This is a genomic window from Actinomycetospora sp. (genome assembly GCF_055612215.1).
Genome location: NZ_JBVPVA010000314.1, coordinates 1 through 15,819, shown reverse-complemented (window position 1 = coordinate 15,819; position 15,819 = coordinate 1). Strand labels below are relative to the sequence as shown.

The 15,819-nt window shown below is 73.5% G+C and carries 11 protein-coding genes; 6 read left to right on the top strand and 5 right to left on the bottom strand.

What is annotated here, in order from left to right:
* The first annotated feature begins 291 nt into the window (after nucleotides 1–291).
* The 4 genes from AC0CYZ_RS09055 (at nucleotide 292) to AC0CYZ_RS09040 (ending at nucleotide 5,684) form a co-directional block, all read left to right on the top strand.
* A complete protein-coding gene (locus AC0CYZ_RS09055; RefSeq protein ID WP_472214440.1) occupies nucleotides 292–942 on the top strand; it encodes a DedA family protein in 651 nt (216 codons plus the stop codon).
* A 15-nt stretch (nucleotides 943–957) separates the two neighbouring features.
* Complete coding sequence (locus AC0CYZ_RS09050) at nucleotides 958–2,277, top strand: alpha/beta hydrolase (RefSeq protein ID WP_472214438.1); 1,320 nt, start codon at nucleotides 958–960, stop codon at nucleotides 2,275–2,277.
* Nucleotides 2,278–2,317: 40 nt separating this feature from the next.
* The gene (locus tag AC0CYZ_RS09045) at nucleotides 2,318–3,226 is read left to right on the top strand and encodes a hypothetical protein (RefSeq protein ID WP_472214436.1); all 909 of its coding nucleotides are present in this window, start codon (nucleotides 2,318–2,320) and stop codon (nucleotides 3,224–3,226) included.
* Between the two features lie 799 nt (nucleotides 3,227–4,025).
* Nucleotides 4,026–5,684: a phosphatidylglycerol lysyltransferase domain-containing protein gene (locus tag AC0CYZ_RS09040; RefSeq protein ID WP_472214434.1), complete on the top strand. Its 1,659-nt coding sequence runs from the start codon at nucleotides 4,026–4,028 to the stop codon at nucleotides 5,682–5,684.
* A 237-nt stretch (nucleotides 5,685–5,921) separates the two neighbouring features.
* Here the strand turns inward: AC0CYZ_RS09040 and AC0CYZ_RS09035 are convergent, their stop codons facing one another.
* The 5 genes from AC0CYZ_RS09035 to AC0CYZ_RS09015 all read right to left on the bottom strand — a co-directional run bounded on the left by AC0CYZ_RS09035 (nucleotide 5,922) and on the right by AC0CYZ_RS09015 (nucleotide 11,312).
* Complete coding sequence (locus AC0CYZ_RS09035) at nucleotides 5,922–8,612, bottom strand: FtsX-like permease family protein (RefSeq protein WP_472214432.1); 2,691 nt, start codon at nucleotides 8,610–8,612, stop codon at nucleotides 5,922–5,924.
* Nucleotides 8,609–9,373, bottom strand: a complete 765-nt coding sequence (locus AC0CYZ_RS09030; protein ID WP_472214430.1) for an ABC transporter ATP-binding protein — start codon at nucleotides 9,371–9,373, stop codon at nucleotides 8,609–8,611. Before AC0CYZ_RS09030 ends, AC0CYZ_RS09035 begins: the two co-directional genes overlap by 4 nt.
* Nucleotides 9,370–10,053 carry an ABC transporter ATP-binding protein gene (locus AC0CYZ_RS09025; RefSeq protein ID WP_472214428.1) on the bottom strand — a complete coding sequence of 228 codons (684 nt, stop codon included), beginning with the start codon at nucleotides 10,051–10,053 and terminating at the stop codon, nucleotides 9,370–9,372. The genes AC0CYZ_RS09030 and AC0CYZ_RS09025 overlap by 4 nt, the downstream gene beginning before the upstream one ends.
* A 56-nt stretch (nucleotides 10,054–10,109) precedes the next feature.
* Nucleotides 10,110–10,511: a hypothetical protein gene (locus tag AC0CYZ_RS09020; RefSeq protein ID WP_472214426.1), complete on the bottom strand. Its 402-nt coding sequence runs from the start codon at nucleotides 10,509–10,511 to the stop codon at nucleotides 10,110–10,112.
* A gap of 609 nt (nucleotides 10,512–11,120) precedes the next feature.
* Entirely contained in the window at nucleotides 11,121–11,312 is a 192-nt protein-coding gene (locus AC0CYZ_RS09015) for a hypothetical protein (RefSeq protein ID WP_472214424.1), read from the bottom strand.
* Nucleotides 11,313–11,529: 217 nt separating this feature from the next.
* Between AC0CYZ_RS09015 and AC0CYZ_RS09010 the strand changes: the two genes are divergently transcribed.
* Nucleotides 11,530–11,886 carry an ArsR/SmtB family transcription factor gene (locus AC0CYZ_RS09010; protein ID WP_472214422.1) on the top strand — a complete coding sequence of 119 codons (357 nt, stop codon included), beginning with the start codon at nucleotides 11,530–11,532 and terminating at the stop codon, nucleotides 11,884–11,886.
* 2,732 nt (nucleotides 11,887–14,618) lie between these two features.
* Nucleotides 14,619–15,819 (top strand): FtsW/RodA/SpoVE family cell cycle protein (locus AC0CYZ_RS09005; RefSeq protein WP_472214420.1); only part of this gene is annotated, 1,201 nt, incomplete at its 3' end.

Below are 15,819 nucleotides of genomic sequence, written 5' to 3'. Positions count from 1 at the left end.
GCGCGCACCGCAACGCCGGGATTCCGGCGCGCTACCGCGGCGGGTGGCGGGGTGTCGCGGAGTCTGGGTCGCCGCGGTGCCCCCGGCTCGACGCTCCGACTCGCGCCGTGGCCCTGACGGCGTGCATCGCGATCCCGCTGACCTTCCCGGAGATGTGAGGGCCCTGCCGGTGACGTCGGCGGTGGCGGGAGGGTCGCGGGGTCCGGTCCTCGCGGGAGCGGTCGCCGGGTCGCCGCGGGCGCGCCGGGGAGGCGTGCCGGCCCAGCACCGCCTCGTGCACGGGGGTCGTCGATGACCGCGGACGCGGTGCTGAGGTTGAGCGGGCTGCTGGCCTATCTGGTGGTGGGGCTGCTGGCCGCGGGCGAGTCCGCGGCCTTCGTCGGGCTGTTCCTGCCCGGGGAGACGGTAATGGTGCTCGGTGGGGTGCTGGCCGCCACCGGGCACGCCAACCTGGCCGTCATGATCACCGTGGCGGTGGCCGGAGCCATCGTCGGTGACGCGGTGGGGTACGCGATGGGCTGCGGCCTGGGTCCGTCGCTGCGCACCGGCCGCCTCGGCCGGGTCCTCGGCCCGGCCCGATGGGACCGCGCCGAGGACCTCGTCACCCGCCGCGGCCCGACCGCGGTCTTCCTGGGCCGCTGGGTCGGGATTCTGCGGGCGCTGGTGCCCGCGGTGGCCGGGGTGGTCGGCATGCCGTATCACCGGTTCCTTCTCTGGAACGCCCTCGGCGGGCTGAGCTGGGCCAGCGCGGTGGTGCTGCTCGGGTACTTCGGCGGCGCCTCCTACACCGGCCTGGAGAACCTCGTCGGCGGCCGATGGGCGCTGCTGGTGGCGGCAGTGCTCGCGCTGGTCGCGGTGCTCGCGGTGGTCGTGACCGGCCTACGGCAGCGGCACCGGCGAAGCCCGACCCCGCCACAGCGCGAGCTCGCGGCCGGTGGCTGAGGGCGAGCCGGGGCCGTGTCCGACAATGCGTCAGTGTTCTCGCTGCTCTCGGGGTGGCTGCCGATCACCGTGCAGCTCGCCGCGACGGCGGTGCTGGTCGCGGCGGCGGGATGGCGCACCCGACGGTGGCGCACCGGTCGGGGTCTGCTGGCGCTCGCGCTGGGAGTCGCAGCGGGCGTGGCGGGCGCGGTGGTTTTCGCGAGCAGCGGGTGGGCCACCGAGCCCGCGCCGCTGCTGCTGTGGATCTGGGTGGGGGCGGCTGCGACGGCGGCCGCGGTCATGGTGCTGGGCTGGTCGAGCGCCGGGTGGGGTCGACGCGTGCTCTCGGTCGCAGCGCCGCCGCTGTGTGTGCTGTGCGCGGCCTTGGTCCTCAACGGCTGGGTCGGGCTGGTCCCCACCGTCGCCGCGGCCTACCGCCTCGCCACTGACGCCCCAGTGGCTGAGCCGGTCCCGGGCGGGGGGCCGCCCGCCCGCGGTTCGATGAACGCCCCATCGGCGGGGGCCGGGCAGGTGATGGCGGTGACGATCCCAGGGGCGCGGAGCGGGTTCACCCCCCGCGAGCAGTACGTGTACCTACCCCCGGCGTGGTTCGACGGCCCGTCCCCGCCGCAGCTGCCGGTGATCATGATGGTCGGGGCGGAGTTCAGCGCCGCGCCCGACTGGATCCGCGCCGGAGACGCGGTCGCCACCGCCGACGCCTACACCCGCGGCCATCACGGCTATGGGCCGATCCTGGTGTTCATCGACGCCGCGGGGCGGGTCGGTAACGACACCGAATGCGTCGACGGCCCGCACGGCCGGGTCGCGGACTACCTGACCCGCGAGGTCCGAGCCTGGTTGATCGCCCGGTTCGGCGCCCCGCCCGAGCCGCGGTGGTGGAGCGTGGCGGGCTGGTCAATGGGCGGGACCTGCGCGGTCGACCTGGCCGTGACCCACCCCGAACTGTTCGCGACCTTCGAGGACATCAGCGGCGACCTCGGACCCAACACCGGCACCGTCGCCCAGACCATCACCCGGCTCTACGGCGGCGACCGCGGCGCGTGGGCCCGGTTCGACCCGCTCACGGTGCTCGCCGGCCATCCCCGCTTCCGCGACAGCGCCGGGCTCTTCGACGCCACCACCGCTGGCTCCGGTGGCGTCGGCGCAGATCTCGCTGCAGCGCGGGAGCTGTGCGACTCGGCGGCGCGCGACGCGATCTCCTGCACCGTGCGCGCTGGACCCGGACACCACACCTGGCAGTTCGCCGCCCACGCCTTCGCCACCGCCCTGCCCTGGCTCGTCGAGCGCAGCAGCGCACCCGCCGGCACCCCAGTGCCCCCACCGGCACCGCTGTGACCGGGCGTCGAGCCGGGAGACCCAGACCAGGACGTTCGGGGTGATCGCCGGTGTCGCGAGCGCCGTGGTCGCCTGCCTGGCCTACGGGATCTCCAGCGTGTTGCAGGCCTACGGCGCCCGCCGCTCGGCGGTCCGCGCGCAGGCCAGCCACCGCGGCGGGCAAATCACCGCCTCCGGCGCGCCGAAGTTGGCCTCGACCGCGGCCGCGGCGCTGACCGGGTGGTTCCTCCTGGGCACCGGCCTCGACGTGATCGGGTTCTTGGGCGGGGCGGCCGCGGCGCGGCTGATCCCGTTGTTCTTGTCCCAGACCATCCTGAGCGCGAACCTGATCGTCACCGCGCTGCTGGGCATCGTGGTCCTCGGGAACCGGATGCGGCGCCGGGACTGGCTCGCGGTGGCCATGGTGATCGTGGGACTGGCGATCCTGGCGGCGGCGGCCGGCGAGCAGGGAAGCGTGATGGCCGCCCGGAATGCGCACTGGGCGGTTCTGTTCGCCGTCACGCTGACCCTGGTGTTGGGCCAGCTGCTGGTGCGCCGACTCGGCGCGGCCGGCGCCGGGACCGCCGGGCTGCTAGCCGGGCTGCTGTTCGGAGCATTGGCCATCGCGGTGCGCATCGCTGCCGGTCTCGCGCCGCTGCAGCCCGGTGTGCTGGCCACCGATCCCGCTACGTGGGCGATCGCCGTCGCCGGGGTGGGCGGGTTCTATCTGCACACCGTGGCGTTGCAGCTCGGGTCGGTCAACGGTGCCACCGCCGCGTTGGTGGTGGGCGAGACGGTGCTCCCGGGCCTCGTGGGCGTCGTGGCGCTCGGTGACAGCGTCAGGCCGGGTCTGGGCTGGCTGGCCGGCGTGGGCTTCGTGCTCGCGGTCACCGCCGCGGTCGCGGTCGTCGGGTCGCACAGCCCCGCCTCTCCGCCAGCACCGCAGCAAGGGGTATCCCCCGACCGGTAGCGCGGCTCACGAGGGGGCCGGTGAGCTGGCGAGGGACGCAGAATCCCGTGGGAGGAGTCGACCACCGAATCGGACCGGCGAGTCGTCGGGGTTGCCGTCGTGGCGTCACGGTGGTCCCGGCGGCGAATCGTCCGGGTCGGGGTGGGGGCAGCTCGACGGCCGACCGTACATCACGGTCTCACGCATCCGGGCCACCCTGAGGTAAACCTGGCGCCCGGACCAACCCCGATGGTCGGACCGCCACCGACACCCACCACCAACCCGATTGTCGCTGAGGACCTGTGATGCATGAACACCGCCCGCAGGCCGACGCCCGCGACCGGCCGCGGGCCCGGAGCGCGCCGACGCTTCTGCGGACCGACCTGATCGCGCCGACCCGGGTGTCCCCCCTGCGCGGGCCGAGCGACCTGCGCGCCGCCCCGCGCTGTGTCGTGGTGGCCACTCCCCGCGTTGCGCCAACACCCACGTCAATCCGCGAACGCCCGCTCACGCCGTGGCCCGCCCCCGGCCCCACGGCGGGTTTGGATCGGTGAGCGGCCGCTCGGGGCTGCTGCGGGGCCGCCGCGCACCCGAAGCACAGGGTTCACCGCGCGCGCCCGGCCGGCCGCGGGGACCGCGCCCGGACCCCGGGCGCGGTGGCCCCCACCCCCCCGGCCACCCCACAGCCGAGGCCTCGGTCGAGTCGGGGTCGGTCGGGTCGGGGTCGGGTGCCGGGGCGAGCCCCGGAGTGGGGCTCCAGCCCGCACCATCGCACCCGGGCGGTGAGCGTGGCCGGCTCCGCGCGCTGATCACGGCCCGGTTGGCGACCTGGGCGGTGCGGCTGATCGGACTGCTCGCGGTGCTCTCGCTGATCACCCCGCTTTGGCACCGGCGGCTGCGGGTCGAGTTGTGGTTCGGTGTGCCGACCGCGTCGGAGGCCGCGCTGGTGATCACCGGGGTGGCCGGTGTCGGGCTGGTGATGCTGGCCACCGGGCTGCGCCGCGGCAAACGCCGGGCCTGGCAGCTCACCGTCGCGGTTTGTGTCGTGCTGCTGGTAATGCACGGGATCGGTCGGCACGCGGTGCTGGCCGGCGCGGTGGCGCTCGTGCTGGCTGGGCTGTTGGGCGCGCGCCGGGAGTTCACCGCGGTGCCCGACCCGGTCGGTCGGCTGGCGGCGGCGCGGGTGGTGCTGCAGCTGGTGGGCGGCGGGTTCCTGCTCGAGCTGGCGATGCTGTTCGTGCGGCCCTCGCTGCTCGTCGGAAACCCGAGCACCTTGGCGCGGGTCGAGCACGCCGCGTTGGCGTTGGTCGGGGTCAGCGGCCCGGTCGGGTTCCGAGTGGACTGGGTCGATGACCTGACCGCCGCGCTGGGGCTGAGCTTCGGGGTGGCCGCGGTGCTGATCGGGGGCTATTTCCTGCTGCGCTCGGGCGAGCCGCGCCCGAGTAAGACCAGCGGTGAGGACGCCGCGGTACGCGGCCTGCTCGCCCAGCACGGCCGCGGCGACTCGTTGGGCTATTTCGCGTTGCGCGATGACAAGGCGGTGGTGTTCTCGGCCAGCGGCAAGGCCGCGGTCAGCTACCGAGTGCTCGCCGCGGTGGCGCTGGCCTCGGGAGACCCGCTCGGCGACGTCGAAGCCTGGCCGGGCGCGATCACAGAGTTCGTGGCGCTGTGCCGGCGCTACGGGTGGGTGCCCGCGGTGCTGGGCTGCTCCGAACCGGGCGCGAAGGCGTGGACCCGTCACGGCGGGCTGGATGCCCTCGAGCTCGGCGACGAAGCCGTCGTCGACGTCGCGACGTTCTCGGTACAGGGTCGGGCGATGCGCAATGTGCGCCAGGCGGTGTCCCGGGTCCGCCGCGCCGGCTACCACACCCAGGTGCGGCGCCTGGCGGACATCCCGGGTAGCGAGCTCACCGCGCTGCGCGCCACGGTCGAGGGTTGGCGCGGCACCCCGGCCGAGCGGGGCTTCTCCATGGCGCTGTCCCGGTTCGGTCACCCCGAGTGCGACCCGGACGTCGTGGTGGTCAGCGCCACCCTCGAGGGCCAGGTCCGCGCGCTGCTGGCCTTCGTGCCTTGGGGCCCGGACGGCCTGTCGCTGGATCTGATGATCCGCGACGCGTCCATGCCGGAGAACGGACTCAACGAGCTGCTCATCGTCGACCTGCTCGCCGCCTGCCGCGGCCTGGAGGTCTCGCGGGTTTCGCTGAACTTCGCGGTGTTCCGCGCCGCCCTCGAGCGCGGGCAGCGGATCGGGGCCGGCCCGGTCGCGCGGCTGTGGGCGCGGTGTCTGCGCGTGGCGTCGCGATGGTGGCAGATCGAGACGCTTTACCGGTTCAACGCCCGGTTCGACCCCTCCTGGGTGCCCCGGTTTCTGATGTTCGCCGCGGTCCGGGACCTGCCCCGGATCGCGGTGGCCGCGTTCGAGGCCGAAGGCTACGGCGGGCGCCCACCGCTGCTGCTACGCCTGCTGCGCCGGCGCTGACGGGCCACTCCGGCCCGTCGCGCTGCGGTTGCCCGGCGGAGTCGCCGCCACAGGTGACCTCCCGGTCACCGCGACCCATTCAACGCCGGGAGCGGGCGTCGGCGCCGAGGAGCGGGCGATCGCCCCGGGGCCCGTTCGGGCGGACCGGGCCCGCAAGCGGTCGCCGGCAAAGATTCCAGGCCGGGTGAGGGCAACGGTCGGGGGCCCACCGACGCGCCGCGGCGGGGACCGGGAGCGTCACAATTCGCGCAGGAGCGCGGCGGCGGGGCGCCGGGCTCGCTGCGTAGCCAGCGCGGTGGCGGCGGCCAGGGCGGCGAGGGTGATCGCAGCGACGGCGCCGAGGTAGGTCCAGGGCACGCTCAGCGCCGCGGGTGGGGGGTCGAACACGCCGGTGAGTACGGCGACCAGCATCTCGGAGAGGACCCATCCGGTGGCGGCGCCGGGGAGCAGCCCGACGACGGCGAGCACAACGGTCTCGGCAGTGACCAGGCGCCGCAACTGCCCGGGGCGGGCGCCCAGGGCGGTGGCGATGGCGAAGCTGCGGCGGCGTTCGGTCAGGCCCAGGGCGAGCACCAGCCCGCCCGCGGCGGCGGCCAAGCCGAGCGCGAAACCGAGCTCGACGCGGGTCAGGCCGGCCAGGTCGACTGCGGTCAGGCTGGAGCCCACGCTGCCCCGCACGGTGGCGATGTCGGTGACGGTGGCGGCCGGACCCAGCTCCGCGCGGATGCGGGCGGCGACGACGCTGCTGTCGTGGCCGCCGGTGTCGACGAGGAACGCACCGACGGCGTCGCTGCCGGTGGCCGCGGCCACGTAGGAGGCGTTGGCGACCAGGAAGCTGTCCTTGGGGGCGGTGGGGAACTCGGTGACGATCCCGGCGTAGTGGAACGGGACGGTCACCGGCGCCCCGGTGCGGGCGTCGGGCAGCCGCAGTCGCAGTAGGTCGCCGGACTGGAGCTGAAAGTCTCTGACGGTTTCGGCGCTGACCAGGATGGAGTCGGGAGCGGCGACGAGGCGGTCGAGCAGCCCGGCGGCGGTACCGCCCTGGAAGTACTGGTCGGTCACGGTGGTGGCCCGGGTGATGGTCTGGGGGTTGACCCCGTAGAGATCTTGCAGGTCGGCGCCGACGTAGGCGAAGCGGTGCTGCAGCGGCTCCACCGACCGGACCCCGGGGACCCGGGCGAGAGGTTCGGCGGCGGCGGGGCCGACCGCGGCGCCCGGCGAGGTGGTGACGGTGACGTCGGCACCGTTGGTCAACTGCGCGTCGGCCTCGGCCTGAGCCTGGTAGGTGGCGTTGAAGGTGGCCGTAGAGACGGCGAAGGCGAGCGCGAGCCCGAGCAGTACGATCGAACGGGCCAGCGGCCGGCGGCGCCGGGCCATCATCGCCGCCGCGGTCGGCGCGAGAGGGCCCGCCACCGGGCGCAGCCCGCGCCCGAGCAGGCCCCGGCCGCGGTCGAGCAGCAGGTCGGCCAGGCGCCAGGCCAGCAGCGCGGCCCCGGCCCAGAGCAGGGCAGGCCCGGCGAAGGCCCAGTAGGACACCGAGATGGCCGGGACCCCTTCGGGGGCGAGCACCAGCTGATACCCGCCCGCGGAGGCGGCCCAGAACACCAGACCCGAGGCCGCGAGCAGCGCGACGTCCAGGCCGTAACGGGCCCACCACGGTCGGTTGGCGCGCCCGAGCGCTGACCGGCCGGCCACGACGGTCACCGCGCGCAGGTCCCGCCACGCGGGCAGCAGCACCGTTGCCGCGGCGATCCCGAGCCCGACGGCGGCAGCGCCCAGTGCCCAGCCGACGGCGGTGGCCGCGGTGGCGCCAAAGGCGGCCGACCCGAATGCCCATCGGCCGATCCCCGCGGCGACGCCGAGCCCGACCAAGCTGCCGGCGCTCCCGACCGCCGCGGCTTCGACGCCGGCGAGCCTGAGCAGCGCGCCGGCCCGGGCGCCCCGAGCCCGCAACAAGGCCTGCTCCGCGCGGCGGCGCGCGGCGCCGGTGGCAGTGATCGCCGCGGTGAGCAGCCCGGCCAGAACCGCGCCGGGCGCGCCGAGGAACAGGAACAGCACCTGGGCATAGGCGGCGTCCTCGCGGGCCTTGCCCAGGGTCGCGCCCAGGTTGTCCCCGACCAGCGCGGTCCCCGCGGCGCGGACCTCGAGGTTACGGACGGCGCCGGTGACCACGGTGTAGGCCGCGGCGGGGTCGGCGGGCAGCTGATGGCTGCGGGCGACGTGGATCTGAGTGGTGACCGGATCGGGCCGGGCCGGGTCAGGGTGGCTGGCGGCGACCGGGTCGAACACGGTGTGCCACAGGGTTTGCGGCAGCAGCACCACGTTGTCCGGGGGCGCAGCGGGTTGGGCGCCGGCGGGCGCACCAACCTGCTGGAACAGCGAATCCGCTTGGGGCAGGGCGACGACCCCGTCGACCCGGACCGGCACCGGGGCCAGCCCGGGGCGCCCGATGACCACGGTGTCGCCGGGTGCGGCGTGCAGGTTGGCCGCGGTCTGCTGGGCCAGCAGCGTCCCGGTCGGGGCGCCGGCGAGGACGCGGACCGCGTCGGGGAACACCGCCGGGTAGTCCGCCGGTAGGCCCAGCGCCACCCCCGGCCCGGTACTCTGGGTGCTGGCCGCGCTGGTCCCGGTGGTGGTGGTGGCGCTCAAGCCGCTGATGGGGGCGAACCCCACCGGCAGCGCCGCGGTCGTACCCGGCGTAGAGCGCACCGCGTCGAGCACGGCAGCCGGGTCAGCCCCCGGTTGAACCTGCACCTGCCAGTCCACCGCGACCGCGGCCGCGGCCCGCTGGGTCATCGCGGCTTTCGACCCGGCCAGGAACGCGCCCAGGCTGGCCAGCAGCGCGACCGCGACCGCCACCCCGGCGGCGGCTGCGACCAGCCGCGTGCCGCGACGGCGCAGCAGCCCGGCCAGCCACAGCAACGTCACCGGTCGCCCCCGTCCCTGGTGGCGGTCCCGGTGGCGGTGGTGGTGTCGGTCGCAGTGCAGAGGTGCCCATCGCGCATCGGCCACCGCTCGGTGAGGCGCTCGGCCACGCTGAGATCGTGGGTGGCGACCAGCAGAGCGGCGTCGAGCTCCTCGGCGGCCTCGAGCAGCACCGAGATGACCTGCGCGCCGGTGCGTCGGTCGAGCTGACCGGTGGGTTCGTCGGCCAGGATCAGCTGGGGCCGCCCGGCCAGCACCCGGGCGGTGGCCACCCGCTGGGCCTGGCCCCCAGAGAGCTCCTCGGGCAACTTGACGGCCAAGTCGCTGATCCCTAGACGGGCCAGGGCCGCCGCCGCGCGGGCAGCGGCCTGCTCGGCGGGAACATCGGCGAACAGCAACGGTAGGGCCACGTTCTCGGTGACGTCGAGGTCGGGCAACAGGCTGGGTCCTTGGAAGACCACCCCGACCGCGTCCGGTCGCCCGACCGGCGGTCCGTCAAGGCCGGGCCAGATGATGCTCCCGCCGGTGGGGCGGTCCAGCCCGGCGATCAGGTGCAGCAGGGTGGACTTGCCCGAACCCGACGGCCCGGTCAGCGCCACCCGCATCCCAGCCCGCACCGCGCAACTGACCTCCGCGACGGCCAGCACCCCGGTGGTCGGGTCGCCGTGGCGACGGCTGACCCCCGTGCAGCGCACCAGCTCCCCCTCGGGTGCGGGAGCGCGCCGACCGGGGGGCCCGGACGTCGGGACCGGGCCGGCGGTCACGGGGACAGCGTCCCGTCCACCAGCGTGAGCACACGGTCGGCGGCGTCCGCCACCACAGGGCTGTGGCTGGCCACCAGTACCGCGGCGCCCCGACCGGTGGCCGCGCGGAGCAAGGTCAGGATGCCGGCTTCGGTGGTGGTGTCGAGCTCCCCGGTGGGTTCGTCGGCCAGCAGCACCGCGGGCTGGTTGGCCAGCGCGACCGCTAGCCCGGCGCGGGCCGCTTCCCCACCGGAAAGCTCGCTGGGGTAGGCCCGGGCCCGGTCGGCGAGCCCAACCGCGGCCAGCAGCCCCGCCCGGTCAGGGCGCCCCGCGCGATCGAGTAACTGCTGGACCAGGGTGAGGTTCCCGGCCACGCTCAGGTGCTCAATCAGGTTCGCCGACTGGAACAACAGTCCGATGTGGTGAGCCCGGATCCGGGTCCTCGCCCGCTCCGATTGGTGGCTCAATGTCTGCCCGGCGACGGTCACGAAGCCGGCGTCGGGCTCGTCGAGCCCGGCTAAGCACGCCAACAAGGTCGACTTGCCCGACCCCGACGGGCCGACCACCGCGACCATCTCCCCGGCCGCGACCGCCAGCGACACCCCCCGCAGCGCCAGCGTCTCCTGCCCGTCGACCCGGAAGAACCGGTGCAGCGACCGCGCCGCCAGCGCCGCAGACGGGTCGCCCGCCGCGTCCGCCACCGACTCCGGCCGAACTCCCGCTCGAGGGTCGGCCGGATGAGAGGACCCCGCCGGTGTCATCGCAGCCAGCGCAGCGAGTCGGTGATCATCCGGTAGGGGTCGACGTTGTCGGCGCCCACCGGGCCGGACAGGGTCAGGGTGACCTGCGCGCCTGAGTGGAAGAACTCGTAGCGCTCGACCGCGTCGAGCCTGGACTTCCCGGTCACCGGATCCGGGGGCGAACCGGCCTGGTAGGTGATCAGCACCGCCGGCCCGGCCGGGCGGGTGACCGCACTGACCTGGCCCGGCGCGAAGCCCGGGACCGACCCGGCCAGGGCGGGCAGCTCCCGGGCCCGCGCCAAGTCCACGGTGGGCGGCGCGGGCCGCGGCGCGGCCTCGATCCGCACCGTGTTCAGCTTGTCGGTGAACACAGTGACCGGGCCCTCACTCGAGCGGCCCCAGCCCTCCGGGACCGACACCGTAAACAGCCCGTCCGGAGAGTAAAAGGGCACATAGGCCTGGGTGTCAGGAATGTCGCCGGCCGGGTTGACCTCAGGCGACGACACCGGGGCCGCGGTCTGGGGTGGCGGGGCCGCCGACGCCGGCCCGGGCGCAGCTGCCGGGCTCGACACTGGGGCGCCGGTGGCGGACGACGGCGCCCCGCCACAGGCGGCCAGCGCCACCCCGAGCAGCATTGCTCCCGCGACACCCGCGGACGCCCACCGCGACCTCGACCCGGGTCCGGACGTGGTGCTCATGGCGCGCAGCCTGCCCAGCAGTCATGTAACGGGCATGAACGCCATCTCGAGCCGGTCACCCGGCCAGCAGCCCTATCTACGGGCTCCGGCTGGTTCCTCACGTCGAGTGGTGGCCGCCAGCGGCCGGGCCCGGACGGCTGGCTGGGGGCAACCCAGCCATGTGGACTCCGAGGCCGTGCCGAGCGACGGATGGTCGGGCAGCTCAACCAGCCCGCCGACCTTCGCCCTCGAGGCCCGTCGACTGACCAGGAGTCCAGGCAGCCAAATTCGGCCTCACCCACAGCCCCACGAGGCGAGCTTGTCTGAGGCGCTGCTGGCCCGCTCCCTCCGTCAGAGAAGGTCGATCTCGAGGGAGTTGTCGGGGCGCTGCGGGCGCGTCGGATCGCTGGACAAAGCGGGGCATCCACGCTCCCGGCAGAAGGCGACGACGCAGGAGGCGAGCGGGTCGAACAGCCCGTCCCGCTGGTGGCGGGCCTCGACGAGCCGGCGGTCTGCGTCGCGAGGTTGCTCGACGATGACCACAGACGCCTCTGAGCACCGCCTCTCGCGGGCACGCCCACCGAGGTCGTGGACCTCGTCGGACCTCGCACACCCTGCCTCGGGCCTGGACCCGCCCGGGGGGGTGCCGCCGCGTCCGGAACATGTGAGGAGGATGTGCTGGACCGACGCGAACCTGATGCTGTCAAATGCCCATCCAACTAAGCGGGACGCTCCAGGCCCGCCCCGGGGAGGACCGCACGTGCCGCCATCGGCCCAACCCGTCCACAACGAGCACGACCCCGAGGTCATCCAGGACGCCGCTGCGACCTTCGGGCTGCTCTCGGCCACCGTGCGCCTCGAGCTGCTCTGCGCGCTCGCCGCCGGAGAAAGCGACGTGGGAACCCTCGCGCACCGGGTCGGACAATCCGTGGCCACGGTCAGCCACCACCTCGGCAAGCTCAAGATGGCCGGGCTCGTGTCCGCCCGCCGCGCGGGCAGACACCAGTTCTACGCGGTCGACGACCCCTACGTGATCGACATGGTCGGCCTCGCCGTCGCCCACCACGAGAAGCTCAGGCACTCCACACCCGCCCAGCGTCGGCGACGCAGAGCCTGAACGCCCAGCCCTAAGTCAGCCACAGGGGCCGGCAACGCACTCAAGGCCACCATGCAGCACCAGCAACGGAACGCGCAGCCAAACCAAAAACCTCAGGCGAGACGCGGCCGACCTCACAGCCGGTTCACCGCCACAAGCACCCGGGACCGGGAACCGTCGGCCTCAGCCGACCAAGCGACCTCCGCAACGGCCGGACCCCACCGCCCGTGGGGGCCGAGCGGTGGGGGATGGCCCTCGGACGCGCGGAGGAACGCGCAGGGCCACCTGGCACATTCTCGCAGCTCACCGCGGCTCCGAACAGACCACAATCAAACAAATAATCGAGAGTCCAACCTTTCCCGCGGCCACCCGGCCAGTGGTCAGCCCTCGTATCGGCCGCGCCGGCAAACCGCCGCCCCGGAGCTCGGTGCGAGCTCTCCCAAGCGAAACTCCTCGGGCCAGGTCCTGCACGCGGGCGAACGCCTCGGCGGAAAGAGGCCGAGCCAGAGCGGGCTGCCCGCGACGGCGGAGAAAGCCCGCACCCCCCAGCAGCGTCTCGAGGTGTTCGAGTGGCCCCTCAACCTGGCGCTGCGTGGGCGCGGCCCGATGGCGACGGTCGGTTCAGAAAGGCAGGGGCGAGCCCGACCGCTTCGTACGACAATTCCGGCCCGCTCACCGGTCCTCGTCATCCCCGTGTCGGGGTCCAGCTCGCACAGGCGCTCGTCAGCGGGGCGGTCGGGTGAGGACTGCGCTGTCGTCGACGATCTCGCTCGGCGTCACGCGGCGCGAGCGGATCGCTTCCCCGTCCGCGGACCTATGCCATGCGATGACGCTGGTGACGGTTGTCGCGGTGCGGCACCGGCAGCGGACTTGCACGAACGACGCCATCGTCCAAGCCTTTGGATAGGTCACCGTCGTGGGTCTTCATCGGGGTGGTCGTCGAGATAGGCCGCGGGCTCGCGGCGTAGGTCGTGCAGGTTCCACCACCGAGACCCATCCGCCTCGACATGGGCCGGAGTGACGATGCCCGCGTCGGCCCCGCCGTGTAGCTGCTGGGCGTTGGTCCGCAACGACTCCGCTGCCGCTGGGGTGCCGACGAGGGGGCGGGGACTTTAGGTGGGGTCTGCCGCCGCAGAGGTCATGGATCGGGCTCCTTGGGGTGTGCCAGGTCGGTCAACTGAAGCTCACTGGTTACCGGCACGGCCATCGAGGGAGGAGGTGAGCTGCCCGCGCAGCGCGGCAAGGTCCTCCGTGGGTTCCTGGCCGCCCGCCGGGCGCGCCGGGGGTGGACCCCGCACGGACAGCAGTGGTCCTACAACCGTTTGACTAGCCTGGCAAGGGCGGTCTTCTGCGAACACGTCAACATCGACGGCGACCTCACTCCCATCACCATCGGCACCGACTCGCCACGACCCGATGGCAGCAGCTCACGAGCTAAGCTCCTGGGCAGGGCGCGAAGAGGCCACCGCGTCCGCACCTGGACCCTCATCTCCAGAGGTCAGCCACACCGACAGCCTCGAACAGGTCCCTTCTGGCGGCAGGGTGTCCTGTTCGCGGCGGCCGGGCGACCGGCATACGCGCAAGTCACGACGCTGAGCGAGCACTAGCGCGTTCGTGGCGGTGCACGGCCTCCAGCGCCAGCAGCTCCCCGGTTCTCCTCCGGGCTGAACGCCCTGCCAACCACCGGTGATCTCGCGCCCTCACCGGGAGCTCCGCGGAGCGCAACGAAGGCGGTGTCGCCTGCCCGAAGGACGGATCGGCGAGAAGAGACGTCGCGGTGCGGTGCGGAACTCTCACGACACACACATGGAATCCGGGCCAACGTCGCCTCGGCATCTCCACCGATGGCGATGGCGACCGACACCTCCCGCCCACGGGTGGGACTCATCGAGGAGGTCCACGCAAGGTGGCTCTGATAGGTCCTTCGGGGGCTGCGGCTGCAGCGATGCTCGTGTTGCTGGTCGGGTTGTGGATGGTCGCCAGCGAGACCGGGCACGGCCCGTCATCCGCGCGTCGCCTGCCGATGGCCCAGCCGGCCGGCGGGATGTTGATGTTCTTGGGGATCGTCGTGCTGGTTCTGGCGGTCCCGATATCCGCCGACACGGTGCCATCTCAGCTCCGGGCGCCGGTACACCCGCACGCTACGAGGGCGCCCACCTCGGCATCGCCGGTACCCAGCCCCTCGCGCGTGCCCGGCGGCTGACGCCCCCAGCTGCTCCCAGCAGGTACAGCGCGCATCGCGGTGCCCGGCGAAGTCCCGAACGCCGCGGACGGGTGCCGCCCGAGGGCGAGTACCGGGCTAATCGTGGTGTGCCGTATCGAATGTGGAAGCGGGCTCGGCCCAGCCCTCGACGCGCCAGGACTCGCGCGGCGATTCGAGAGCTCACACCTGGCGCTCCGGGTCGCGCGCGCCGCTACGGCGGCGCCGGTAGCGGCCTTTCAGAAACCTCCGCTCCGTCCCTGCCGTGGCTATGACCACCGAGGTAGGAAGCCTCGAGGACCTCGCCACCCACCGTATAGTCAAACGAAGGTGCAAGTGTGCACTCAGGACGGGAAGTGAACGTGGAGGCGTGGGACCTGGCCATCGCGGCCGGTGGCACCCACCAGCAGGCCCGACGCATCAGCAGGACCCACGACACCGACACTGACACCGACAAGGAGCTGCCCCGCTGATGGCCGCACCCCCGCGTCCCTCACCATCCGACACCTCCGCCCCCCGACCCGGGCAGAGCGGGCGCGCCACGACGGGCCCGGTGAAGCGCTCGACCGGACGTCGCGTGGAACTGGTGTTGTTGGTGGCAGCGGCGGTGATCACCACGGCGGCGTTGGTGGCGGTGGAGATCGATCAGGCCAACACCGTGGATCCCGCGTTGGGGTATCTGGGGCTGGCCTACTTTGGCTTGTTCGCCGGGGCGCACCTGGCGGTGCGCCGCTGGGCGCCCTACGCGGACCCGCTGATCCTGCCGTGTGTTGCGCTGCTGACCGGGCTGGGTCTGGTGATGATCCATCGCTTGGATCTGGCCAGCGGCGCCTCCGCGGCGACCTCGAACGATCTGGCGCCGTCGGCGGATGCGGCGCGGCAGCTGGCGTGGGCCACCGGGTCCGTGGCATTACTCGTCGTCGTGCTGTGGCGCTTGCGCGATCACAGGGTGCTGGCGCGATACGGGTACCTGTTCGGGCTGGCGGGGCTGCTCGGGCTGGTGCTGCCCGGGGTGCTTCCGGCGAGCATCTCCCAGGTCAACGGGGCGAAACTGTGGATCCGGGTCGGTCCGGTGTCGCTGCAGCCCGGTGAGTTCGCCAAACTCGCGGTGATCGTGTTCGCCGCGGCGTTCCTGGTCGAGAAGCGGGCGCTGTTCGGCACAGCCGGGCGCCGGATCGGGCGCATGGAGCTCCCGCGGCCCCGCGATCTGGCGCCGCTGGTGCTCGCGTGGTTGGCCGCGGTGGGGGTGCTGGCTCTGGAGAAAGAGCTCGGCGCGTCGCTGCTGTTCTTCGGGATTGTCCTCGCGATGATCTACATCGCCACCGAGCGGGTATCGTGGGTGCTGCTCGGGCTGGGCTTCTTCGCCGCGACCAGCGTGCTGGCCTACTACCTATTCCCCCACGTCCAGGTCCGGGTGGCGAACTGGCAGGATCCGTTCGCCGACTACGCCAACACCGGCTACCAGCTCTCCCAGGGCCTGTTCGGGCTGGCCTACGGCGGGATGCTCGGGACCGGGCTCGGGGTCGGGCGTCCGGATCTGGTCCCGCTGGCCAACACCGACTTCATCATCGCCGGCATCGGTGAGGAGCTCGGGCTGACCGGGCTGGCCGCGGTCCTGGTCGTCTACCTGCTGCTGATCTCCCGCGGGTTGCGCGTCGCACACGCCGCCCGCAACGGCTTCTCCACCCTGCTCGCCGCTGGACTGTCCTTCGGTCTGGGGTTGCAGGTGTTCATCGTCGTGGGCGGCGTCACGA

Coding starts and splice junctions, on each gene's coding strand:
- AC0CYZ_RS09055 (WP_472214440.1), top strand. CDS start 292: ATGACCGCGGACGCGGTGCTGAGGTTGAGCGGGCTGCTGGCCTATCTG.